Origin of the sequence: Acidiplasma aeolicum (genome assembly GCF_001402945.1) — an archaeon.
Taxonomy (GTDB): domain Archaea; phylum Thermoplasmatota; class Thermoplasmata; order Thermoplasmatales; family Thermoplasmataceae; genus Acidiplasma; species Acidiplasma aeolicum.
In genome coordinates this window covers 1-10,869 of the sequence record NZ_LKBG01000247.1, presented here as the reverse complement: position 1 = coordinate 10,869, position 10,869 = coordinate 1, and the positions used below count along the sequence as shown (strand labels likewise).

Sequence of the window (10,869 nt, the reverse complement as noted above, 5' to 3'; positions counted from 1 at the left end):
AAAAATAAATAAGTTTATTAATGGATATTATACCATTTAAACAATTACTCCTGGTAACAAAACCATATTTAAATTCTATTAAAAAATACTGTATTAAAAGCATAAATATTATTATAAGAGTGATAACAAAGACCCTCAGGTAATCCAGGAGCAAAAAATTATAGTTAATAAAATTCAGATTTTAAGAATATATGGATAAAATGTTGTTTTCCAAATTTTTCTTTCATATCATTTCTCTTAAAATTTATTAATGTAAAATAAAATAATATATTCACATTATAATGCTGGGAGAGGATTCTAGAAATTACAGCAGAATAATTTATTAATTTTTAATAAATATTATGAAATGATTTTATACTAATAAAATTATTTGCTAATAACTTAAGTAAATATTTACATGTAAATTTTATATTTTATATACTTATGTATATTTAAACATTATGCAAGCACACAATGGTGAGATAAATCCGGTAATTGAGCAATTAAATAAACCTAGCCATCTGAACAAGTTTTATTGGACACTTGTTTTAATGGCCACTATAGGAGGGTTTTTATATGGGTATGATCAATCTGATATAGGTTCTGTTCTAATATTTATTCCATATTATATTCATGCATCTCCTTTCGTTGTTGGTTATATTGCCTCTGGGGCATTATTATGTGCCGCATTTGGAGCATTAATAGCATCCTTCATTACAGATAAACTTGGTAGAAAATTTCTGCTATTAACTGATATAGTAATTTATATAGTTGGTGCTCTTCTATCAGCACTAACAATAAACGTTATAATGCTTATGGTTGCAAGAACATTCATCGGTATTGCTATCGGTGCCGATTCTGCAGTTGCAACTGCATATATAGCTGAATTTGCTCCCAGAAAACATCGTGGTAAGCTTGGAATCATGCAACAATATATGATAGTTATAGGAATTTTTGCATCGTTTATTGTTGCAATGCTCATGTTTCTATACCTACCAAAATTAGCTTATAATGTGGATTGGAGAATTATACTCAGCCTTGCTATAATTCCGGCATTAATAGCCTTAATTTTCAGATTTAAAATACCGGAATCACCAAGATGGCTAATATTAAAGAAAAAATATGAAAAGGTAAAGAAAGATCTTTTAAAATTTGGGATACAGGCAACAGATTCGGATTTAAACGAGGCATATAATTACCTGTATAGTTTAACGAAAAATAGAAATAAGGAAACAAAAGGCGTCAAGAGAGCCTTTTTTGTTAGTGCATTGATGGGATTATTTATTATAGCCAATGGTGTGAATATACCATTAATTTATGGCCCTTACATAATTTCAAGCCTTCACATATTCCCCTCAGTAAGCAATAAAGCTATAGCAAATGCCTATGCTATAGGAGCAACTGCGATACTGAGTGCAGTTATGGTTGCCTCAACATTTCTTGGTTTTAAATTTATAGATATTGCTGGAAGAAGATTTTTAGCATTATTAGGATTTGCAGGTATGGCTGTATCTGATATAGTTGGTGGAATATTATACATAGAAAATTATCCAATAGGTCTATTAATGGGGCTTGCATTTTATCTCATATTTTTTGGCATAGGCGGTGGTGGAATAGCGTTTTTAATACAGGGAGAATATTTCCCAACACATAAGAGGGTCAAATTTGCAGCGCTGGCTGTTTTTGTGGAATGGATGACCAGTTTTACAGTTGATGAAATTTTTCCATATATGGACTCAGTTTTACATCTGGGGTATTCCGTTATAGTCTTTGGAATAATATCTATTATTGCCTATACAATATTTTATTTCACTATGCCAGAAACTAAAAATATAACAGTTGAAAAAATAGTAGAAATATTTGAAAATAATACATTAATAAATCTGGGAAAAATTAGAAGTTACAATAAACACGGCGAGGAACTTAAAGATAATGAAAGCATGGAGGTGGAAGAATAAAAAAGAGTTATATGTCTTTAAATTTTTATCTTATTGTAAATATAATATTTTATATATAATATTGTAAACAACACTAAAATTATATTAATGGATATCAACACTTAAATATTTAAAAATATAAAAGTTAAGTGGATATATTTAATACCTAAATATTTAGAAGATTAAAAACAATGTAAGATATTTAATAAAAATAGCTTAATTTCATTCATTATATTTTTAACTGCAAATATTTATCTAACGATTTTTATCAGATATATATTGTTTAAAGAAATTATTAAATAGAAATTAAATGTTTTATTTATATAAAAAGGTTTAAAAATATTTTGATGCCATTAATAATTTTATTTAATATTGGATTCACAAAAATCGACTATTTTCATTAAAGTTACCAATTTTGAAATAAATAAGTCTTTTAGATGAAAAATAATATATGTGTTTTGCATTATTTTAGTTATGGCAGATGAAGATAATATGGCACGGCTTGAATCTGAGGCCGCATTGATCTATTCATCACTATTTTTAGTTGTGCTTATCCTGATGCTTTATGGCATATTTGTGGGTACACTATTTAAAACCATATTTATGTCTTCCATGGGACATGTATTTATAATTATAATGCTGATTATGACGTTAATAACTGCACTTGAAATAATACATATTTATAGAATATATAAATGCATAAGATGTTATGATATACAAAGGGCCAAAAAATTGAATTCAACAATTTTCGCCATTACTGGGATGATATTTTCAGGTTTAATTACCGGTATTATATTGATACTGCTTAATGATTCACTAAAGTTAAATAATTAAAATTTATGTGTTATAAGTCTATCTTTATTTTCCCATCCTCTATTTTAACGTTATAAGATTTAAGGTCAGAGGCTTCCTTTCTTGTCATGGTTCTCACAAACCCCCCGACATTTTTTACAACCTTACCGGTTTTTAAATCAAACTGTGCATGATGCTTTGGGCATATGACAATGCCATTTTCTTTTTTACCTTTAGAAAGGTCACCGCCCATGTGCGTGCATATTGAATCTATTGAATAAATATTTCCATCCACATTTGATATTAATATTTTCTTTCCATTTACCTCAAATGCCTTTGATTCCCCAGCCTTCAATTCACTTTCATCTGCAACTTCAGTCCATGCCATTTTAATCATAACTATAAATAAATTTATATTTATAAAATTTTTTATAATATTTATTCATCGGTTGCACCATTAGCAGCCTGGTAGTCCTTTAGTTTTTGGGTATGATATCCTGTATTTGTTGCAACAAAATATATGGCAAGGCTTAATATTGCAAATATTATATAGTCATAAGGATATATTATATAATTTATGCCAAGTGAACCATAGTATGACATTATCCCAAGTATTATATTATATGATACAACCCATATTGATGCTTTTAATGCGCGATGTGCAGTTTTACCTGAAATTATGTAGAGACTAAGTGGTGTTAATATTGTAACAATTGCATAAATTGAAAAGTACATATAGAATGGTAACAGTGAAAGCGCATAAATGACTCCTATGAAGATAAAAATTATCCAGTATATAATAGAGTAAACAATTGCAGTTTTAAGTGATACACTGAATGTCCGTCTACCATATGGGCTTAAAAGGAATAATGGTAATCCCCCGCTAACTATTAAAAGCAGCAAGCTTACTATGCTCCATCCTGAAAAATAAACAAGGAGTGAGGCTATGACAAATCCTATTGGTGCCATAATGCCCAGGAAAGGTGTTTTGAATTCTCTGTGTATCTCTGGTGCAGTCTTTCTTAGGGATGTGTTTGTTATGCCTGCAGCAAGATAGGCATAAACCGTAAATGAAGAATTTATTCCAACAAGTGCATACCAGCTTGGGAACGGCAGCAAAAATAATGCACCGATAATAAATGTTATAAGTAATGATACCCAAGGTGTTCTAAATTTTGGATGCAATCTTCCGAAGATATTTGGAAAATAATCAATTTTATTCATACCGTATAATGACCTTGCGGATGAACCAACATAAACTCCAAGTGTGGACGCAGATGATATTACTGCCACTATAATTAGGAATATTGAGAATCCAACAAGGAAATAAACACCTGTTGAATTAAATGCATAATAGAATGGATTTGCAGACCATGTTGATGTCAGCAGCTGGCTCCAGTCACCAGGTGGTACTCCTGCGGCTGACCAGTTTATGGATGCAATAAAAACAATCTGAAGTAATATATATGTGGCCATTGCGGCAAGCATTGCGGAAATCATGCCAATTGGCACGGATTTCCTAGGATTCTTTGTTTCCCCAGCGTAATCAAGACCCTGCCTGAAACCCTCATATGAAAATATTACGCCTGCAGGAACCATTGCAGCAAATATGGATGAACTGCCATATGGCAAAAATCCATGTGGCATATTAAAGAAGTTTTTTGGGTGGAATATAAATGCCGCAATCATTATTATTGTTAATATAATAGCTGCCATTTTAAACCATGTCATTACAGCATTGGATTTACCAAAAACATTTACACCTATATACTGTATTAATATAAATATGCCAAGTAACGCCAGTGCAAAAATAACACCAAGCGGGGTTAACAGGGAAATAGATGAATTATAAAGATCCGGAACATAACTGCTGATAAAACTTGTTAGTGCGGCGGCCTCAACAGGAGGCGTGGCTATGGCTCCAATTGTATAGGCCCAGCCAAGGTAAAAATTGCTTACAGGGCCATGGGAAAATTCATTGAATCTTACAAGCGAGCCGGTATATGGAAACATTGTACCAAGCTCACTGAATACCAGGGCAAGGACAATAAAAAAGAGTCCTGCAACAACCCATGTTATTATGGATGCAGGACCTGCATATGCTGGGCCGGCAAGTACTCCAAGCAACCAGCCTGATCCAACCATGCCAGTGAAACTTATTAAAAATATATCAACGGATGATAGCGATTTTCGTAATTTGGGTGCATTTTTCATATTAGAATTCATTATTGGTTAACTCTCCATGATATTTATATTTTTTTTGAAGCGTGCTATGGATAAAAAGTTTTTAGCATATCATCAACCGACTCTCTTTTTTTAATAAGCCTTAAATTTCCATCTAAAATAATGGCCTCGGCAGGTCTGGCCAGAAGATTATAGTTGGATGCCATGGACATTATATATGCACCTGCATTGGAAATTATAACAATATCACCGTCATTTACACTGGGAATTTTTATGTTCCTTGCAATATAATCAGTGTTTTCACATGCCTGCCCAACAATATCTGCACTGATTAATTTGCCATCGCCGCATTTTCCGGCAATGTATATTTTATGGTATGCACCATATAAGGGTATTCTTATAAGTGTGTTCATGCTTGCATCAGTGCCTATTATTGTATGCCCATAATTTTTTATTGATGTTATTCTTGAAATTAATACAGCGGAATCCGCAATTATATAGCGGCCGGGCTCTATAATAAGGTCTGAATTATTAAATATACCATTAAAATTCTCAAAATTTTCCAAAATATATCCAGCAGTTGCTTTTATATCAAAATCTGGATCATTATCACGGTATGGCACACCAAAACCACCGCCAAGGTCAAGATAATCAAATGAAATATCAAGTTTTTTTGAAATATTCGCTGCAATATTAAAAAAAAGTCTACTGGATTCCTTAAAAAATTTGGCTGAGAGAACGTTGGAACCGGTCATCATATGTATGCCAAATCTTTTTGCCCCGTGATCCCGGGCATATTTATATGATTTTAATGCCTCATCGTATGATATGCCAAATTTTACATTTTCACCGGCGGTTGTTATCTCCTTAAATTCTCCCATCCCAATCCCTGGATTGATTCTAAATGAGACAAATTCCGGATTTAAATCCTGCACCAGTTTATACTGGCCAAGATGGTCATAATTTATTTTAATGCCATTATTTATTAAAAAGGCCAGACCTTCCCTATCAAGATTATTTGGGGTTGACACAACATCATTATTATTAAATCCCAGTTTTAATGCAAGCATGGCCTCATTTTGATTTGCTGCATCGATGCCACAGCCAAGGCTTTTTAACAAATTTAAAATGTATGGATTATAATTAGCCTTCATGGCAAAATGTATTGAAATATTATATGGCATAAAAGCATTTATTATTCTTTTAACATTTTCTCTTATTCTTTTTTCTGAATAAAGTATTAACGGTGTTCCAAAATCATTAACAGCATTATAAATATTAATACCGGAAAACTCTGTGCAGTTTTTTTCCAAACTAAAATCTGAATAAAGCATTATAACCAGTATTTTATCTCTTTAATTATTTTTTTGCATATAATTATGTTTTTAATATCATTTTTTCTGATACATTTAATAGCAAATATAATTTATGATAAAATTATACATTAAAACTGGTGATTTTTATGACATACATGTTTGATAATATTAAGGCCTTTGACGATGCATATGAAATAATCAAAAATAATATAAGAAAAATAAATGATTTTGAGTACGTATCTGTATATGATGCCTTTGGAAGGATATGCCATGATGACATATACAGTGTAAATAATCTACCATTATTTTCAAGGTCACAGGTTGATGGTTATGCAGTAATAACATCTGACCTACAGAATGCAGACCGGGAGCACCCAGTAACACTTGAGCTTGCAGGTCAAACATATATCGGCAACCCGCCTGTAAATCATCCCGGAAATGGTAAATGCATGAAGGTCCCAACCGGAGCGGCAATACCAGTGGGCGCTGATGCCATGGTTCCCTTTGAGGATGCAGCAATAAATGGTAATATGGTAACTTTTAATGCACCCGTGGATAAATTTAATGAGATTTCTAATGCGGGACTGGATGTTATGAGGGGTGAGAGGCTTGCAGAAAAATTTAAGATGCTTGATGAACGGGATATTTCTGTAATAGCTGCAACAGGCCAGAATGTTATAAAGGTGTTCCGAAAAATAAACATAGGGATAATACCAACTGGAGATGAACTTATTAGACCTGGAGAAAATTATGTTGAGGGGAAAATTTTTGAATCCAATTCACTTGCAATTTATCAGGCATTAAAAAAATATAATTCATTTAACGTTAAAATTTATGATATTGTCAGGGATTCATATGAAGAACTTAAAAAGGTAATTAATGCATCAGTTACAGAAAATGATGTAACCATTACCATTGGAAGCACATCTGCAGGTGAAATGGACTATGTTTATAAAATTATAGGTGAATACAAGCCCGGAATTTTATTTCATGGCGTTAGGGTAAAGCCAGGAAAACCGGTTTTATTTGCCAAGGCAGGTGAAAGGGATATTTTTGGTCTGCCGGGATTTCCCGTCTCGTCCATAATGCTTCTTTATACAATGGTGCTGCCAAACATATTTTCAATGGTTAATTATAATTTTAAAAATTATAGCGTTAATGCCATTGCAGGAGAACCATTTGATCTTCATAGGGGAAATACAGATATATTACTTTTAAAACTGGTGAGACATAAGGGCTCATATTTTGCATACCAGGTCAGGGGCAATTCAGGGTCAATATCAAGAATAATGAGGGCAAATGGTTTTTCCACACATAATTCGGTTACCGGCACATTGCAGAAGGGAGATGGGATAAATGTAAATTTATTTGACCCGCACATACCTGAAATACTTATTGCAGGGCAGTATCTTCCAGATATGGAATTTATGCCATATGACTTAAAAATAAATTCAATCTTTGCTGAATTTACATACAATGATATAAGGGAATCAATGCTGAATAATGAGGCGGATGTGTATATTTCAAATTATAATGAGGACCTTTATAATGAAAATTATGATAAAATTACATTTTTAAAGAATTACGGTCTTTATTTTAATAAAAAGGATTATAAATATCTGGCTGTGCTTTATAAGGACTCTGGATTGTTTAATATATGCCATGATTACATTGAGGGCTCAAATATTATATTACTGGATAGGCCAGGGATGATACCGGACTATGTTTTTAATAAGAGATGCGATGCCGGAATTTCATACTCAGATTACTCTGAGATGTACAAAATACCATTTGAACCGCTGGGCAGGATAAGGTTTAATGTATATATAAATAAGACAGGCAACTATTATAAAATTCTTTTTGATTTTTTTAATTCAATTAAGGATAAAAATTAAATTTTTTATTTCATTTTAAAATATATTTACCCAGATTTGTGCTGGCAAATGGAAATATCAGAAAAAGAAAAATATTTTGCTCATCTCCATCAGGCAGTTCTCCAAGTATTTCTGTTATTTTTTCTGCCAGGATTTTGGCATTTTCATTTGAAAGGGACCCAAAGGTTGTTAGTATACTGTCAAAATTATTTTTAATATTTGTTATATCTTCATCAGTATAGGAATCTATTTCCACGGCAAGCACATTTAATAAAAGCGCCTGGGCCATAAAAAATGACTTTAGCATATCCTTAATTTCTTTATTTCCTAGCCTTAAAAGTTCTTCCACCATAATTTTTTGTGATACATTAAAAGCCTCTGTGTTTAATCTGTAATATTTTTCAACATAATTTTTTTTTACAATTACCTCCGGTGGCAGAACAAGATTTTCCTTTAGCATTTCTGAAATATTCTGATATAAATTTGACCTTGTTGTATTAATGTATCTGGCCATTTGTGTTACTGTCATTTTTTGATATTTAATAAGCAGCGTGATAATTTTTGTTTTAATTTCGCTCCTGAATGTATTTAATAGTTTATTGTACATAAACATAAATTTATATATAAGATATAAATTTACGTATAAGGATAATTTATATGTTACAAAATGATTTTTATCAAATTAATTATAAAAATTACATAAAATACCTAATTTCAAGAAATATTTCAAGATATTCAAATATAGCCTATTATATATATTTCATGTGGGAAATAGTTGATGAATATAAATCTATTTTTCTTGTTAGCCTTATACCTGCCTTCTCCTTTCTTGGATATATTATAATATCACTTCCAGAGGGACACATAATTGATAAATATGACAGAAAAAAAATTTTTATAATAACCAACATTTTAATGGTCTTTGTTTATTTATTGCTTTTAATCAATAAATCATTATTTTTTATATACGCTGTGGATTTCCTTTCATCACTCTTAATGTGGGTAATATCCGATGATTTTCGCGGTATCACAAAGGAGATAATTCCAGAAAATAGCATGGTAAAGGCGCAATCTCTTGATCAAACATCCTCAGGGCTGTTTACACTTGCCGGAACACTGTCCGGTGGTTTTTTCATATTTTTAGAAAGGCGCTATTTTTATTTATTCCTCATTGTTATTTCAGTTGTGGCTGTAATCATGATTTTGGGGAATCACCCTGCAAAAATATACAGTAATATTTCCATAAGTAATGGTTTTAATTACACCTTTAAGATCATTAAAAGTATTATTCCATTTCTATTATTTACAATGCTTTTAAATGGACTATTTGTTTCACTTGATGTATTTTCCTCAGCACTAATATATATAATATTGAGGGCACCTCCCATATATTATACTTTTTTCATAGCCGGCTTTCCCATGGGAATGCTTATTGGTGGAATAATTGCAATGAAAAAATTTACTGAAAAATCCGGTTTGCTTAAATTATTTGTTTTTGGCATAGGGGCAATATTTATTTTTATTGCATTAAACAGAATAGCAATACTTGACTCTGTTTTGGCAGTATTTCTTGGTATTATAATAGCATTTTTAAACGTCTATATTGAAACATTAATAATAAACAGTGTTCCAAATAGCATAACAGGAAAATTTAATTCCATAACAACTGTATTTTCCGGCGGTTCATCACCGGTAATGGCCGTTATTTTTGGTATTTTATCCGAATTTATTTTCTTTCCCTATATTATAATAATAACAGGTTTAATAATGATGGCATCCTCGTTCATGGTTAACAGAATATTCAACGGTTTTAAGGATAGAATGGATGGTATGAAAATCATTTATCCGGAATTGTTCAGGAATTAAAAAATATTTAACAAAATAATAAATGCAAAACCATAATTTATTAACATGTTTTTTATAATATGGTTAATGGCAGAGGACTTAATAGAGATCATATTAACGGCTGAAAAACCATCATGTGGTGTTTTAAAAAAACTTTCAACTGTTAATTTAAATGCAAGAATATTTCAGATAAATCCGGGAATAGACTGTACAAACCACCTAATGGGCATTGACCAGTATTCCAAAAATATGGAAAAACTTAGGGACGATAACATAACTGTTTATAAAAATCAAAAGGATAAAACATGGATGGAAACGCGAAGCTGCGAAATCTGCAGGTCATCTGCAGTTTCTGGTGCAATAATAATATCCGTAAGAATTTTTGAAAATCAGAAGGTGCAGTATAAAATATTATTAAAAAATAAGAATGCATTAAAAAAACTTTTGGAGAATGTAACTGGAATAAAATATAACTATTATATTACTGACAAACATTTGCCTGGTGAATTAACATTACGGCAAAAGGAGATATTATACACCGCATATTCAAAGGGATATTTTGATTTTAACAGAAAGATAGACCTTAATGGTATAGCCCAGGAATTGGGGGTAAGCAAAAAATCAGTGCAGTCCACATTAAGAAGGGGGATGAGAAAAATTATTGAGGAATATATCTTCAATAATTTGTAATTTAGTATCACATATGATATGCACGCTTTTAATATAATAAAATAATAAATTAATTGATATAAATGGGATACGAATTTAAATGCAAGGATATAGGAATGGATTGCGGATTTGACGTAAAGGCAGATTCCATAGAGGAATTAATACCTGTAATACAGGCACATGCTAAAAATGCACATGGAATAAATGAAATAACCCCAGAACTTTTCAACAAGGTCAAATCTGCAATAAAAGAATATTAAAAATTTTAAAAAG

The 10,869-nt window shown here is 31.4% G+C and carries 10 protein-coding genes; 6 read left to right on the top strand and 4 right to left on the bottom strand.

Annotated elements, in window-relative coordinates:
• Nucleotides 1–440: 440 nt before the first annotated feature.
• Together AOG54_RS06990 and AOG54_RS06985 are read left to right on the top strand one after the other, a co-directional pair.
• A complete protein-coding gene (locus tag AOG54_RS06990) occupies nt 441–1,937 on the top strand; it encodes a sugar porter family MFS transporter (RefSeq protein ID WP_084795523.1) in 1,497 nt (498 codons plus the stop codon).
• A gap of 453 nt (nt 1,938–2,390) precedes the next feature.
• Nucleotides 2,391–2,750: a hypothetical protein gene (locus AOG54_RS06985; RefSeq protein WP_052656678.1), complete on the top strand. Its 360-nt coding sequence runs from the start codon at nt 2,391–2,393 to the stop codon at nt 2,748–2,750.
• A gap of 10 nt (nt 2,751–2,760) precedes the next feature.
• Here AOG54_RS06985 and AOG54_RS06980 read toward each other — a convergent pair whose 3' ends face one another.
• The 3 genes from AOG54_RS06980 to lysA are packed head-to-tail and all read right to left on the bottom strand — an operon-like array spanning nt 2,761 to nt 6,226.
• A complete protein-coding gene (locus tag AOG54_RS06980; RefSeq protein ID WP_052656676.1) occupies nt 2,761–3,105 on the bottom strand; it encodes a Rieske (2Fe-2S) protein in 345 nt (114 codons plus the stop codon).
• Nucleotides 3,106–3,146: 41 nt separating this feature from the next.
• On the bottom strand, nt 3,147–4,934 hold the full coding sequence (locus AOG54_RS06975) for an APC family permease (protein ID WP_048101111.1): 1,788 nt from the start codon (nt 4,932–4,934) through the stop codon (nt 3,147–3,149).
• A 44-nt stretch (nt 4,935–4,978) separates the two neighbouring features.
• On the bottom strand, nt 4,979–6,226 hold the full coding sequence (lysA, locus tag AOG54_RS06970; RefSeq protein ID WP_055032557.1) for a diaminopimelate decarboxylase: 1,248 nt from the start codon (nt 6,224–6,226) through the stop codon (nt 4,979–4,981).
• Nucleotides 6,227–6,354: 128 nt separating this feature from the next.
• Here lysA and AOG54_RS06965 point away from each other — a divergent pair, with 128 nt between their 5' ends.
• On the top strand, nt 6,355–8,103 hold the full coding sequence (locus tag AOG54_RS06965) for a molybdopterin molybdotransferase MoeA (protein WP_055032556.1): 1,749 nt from the start codon (nt 6,355–6,357) through the stop codon (nt 8,101–8,103).
• Nucleotides 8,104–8,113: 10 nt separating this feature from the next.
• Here the strand turns inward: AOG54_RS06965 and AOG54_RS06960 are convergent, their stop codons facing one another.
• Nucleotides 8,114–8,689 (bottom strand): winged helix-turn-helix domain-containing protein, encoded by a 576-nt coding sequence (locus AOG54_RS06960; protein ID WP_054964567.1) that lies wholly within the window; start codon nt 8,687–8,689, stop codon nt 8,114–8,116.
• A 50-nt stretch (nt 8,690–8,739) separates the two neighbouring features.
• On the opposite strand from AOG54_RS06960, the gene AOG54_RS06955 reads away from it, so the two are divergent.
• The 3 genes from AOG54_RS06955 (at nt 8,740) to AOG54_RS06945 (ending at nt 10,856) form a co-directional block, all read left to right on the top strand.
• Nucleotides 8,740–9,948 (top strand): MFS transporter, encoded by a 1,209-nt coding sequence (locus tag AOG54_RS06955; protein ID WP_055032555.1) that lies wholly within the window; start codon nt 8,740–8,742, stop codon nt 9,946–9,948.
• A 66-nt stretch (nt 9,949–10,014) separates the two neighbouring features.
• Nucleotides 10,015–10,617: a helix-turn-helix domain-containing protein gene (locus AOG54_RS06950; protein ID WP_162200877.1), complete on the top strand. Its 603-nt coding sequence runs from the start codon at nt 10,015–10,017 to the stop codon at nt 10,615–10,617.
• Between the two features lie 62 nt (nt 10,618–10,679).
• On the top strand, nt 10,680–10,856 hold the full coding sequence (locus AOG54_RS06945; protein ID WP_048101106.1) for a DUF1059 domain-containing protein: 177 nt from the start codon (nt 10,680–10,682) through the stop codon (nt 10,854–10,856).
• Nucleotides 10,857–10,869 lie beyond the last annotated feature (13 nt).

What these genes read in the sequence shown, in the direction of transcription:
- AOG54_RS06965 (WP_055032556.1), top strand. Translation starts at nt 6,355, where the DNA reads ATGACATACATGTTTGATAATATTAAGGCCTTTGACGATGCATATGAA.
- AOG54_RS06975 (WP_048101111.1), bottom strand. Translation starts at nt 4,934, where the DNA reads ATGAATTCTAATATGAAAAATGCACCCAAATTACGAAAATCGCTATCA.
- AOG54_RS06980 (WP_052656676.1), bottom strand. Translation starts at nt 3,105, where the DNA reads ATGATTAAAATGGCATGGACTGAAGTTGCAGATGAAAGTGAATTGAAG.
- AOG54_RS06990 (WP_084795523.1), top strand. Translation starts at nt 441, where the DNA reads ATGCAAGCACACAATGGTGAGATAAATCCGGTAATTGAGCAATTAAAT.
- AOG54_RS06955 (WP_055032555.1), top strand. Translation starts at nt 8,740, where the DNA reads ATGTTACAAAATGATTTTTATCAAATTAATTATAAAAATTACATAAAA.
- AOG54_RS06950 (WP_162200877.1), top strand. Translation starts at nt 10,015, where the DNA reads ATGGCAGAGGACTTAATAGAGATCATATTAACGGCTGAAAAACCATCA.
- AOG54_RS06985 (WP_052656678.1), top strand. Translation starts at nt 2,391, where the DNA reads ATGGCAGATGAAGATAATATGGCACGGCTTGAATCTGAGGCCGCATTG.
- lysA (WP_055032557.1), bottom strand. Translation starts at nt 6,226, where the DNA reads ATGCTTTATTCAGATTTTAGTTTGGAAAAAAACTGCACAGAGTTTTCC.
- AOG54_RS06945 (WP_048101106.1), top strand. Translation starts at nt 10,680, where the DNA reads ATGGGATACGAATTTAAATGCAAGGATATAGGAATGGATTGCGGATTT.
- AOG54_RS06960 (WP_054964567.1), bottom strand. Translation starts at nt 8,689, where the DNA reads ATGTACAATAAACTATTAAATACATTCAGGAGCGAAATTAAAACAAAA.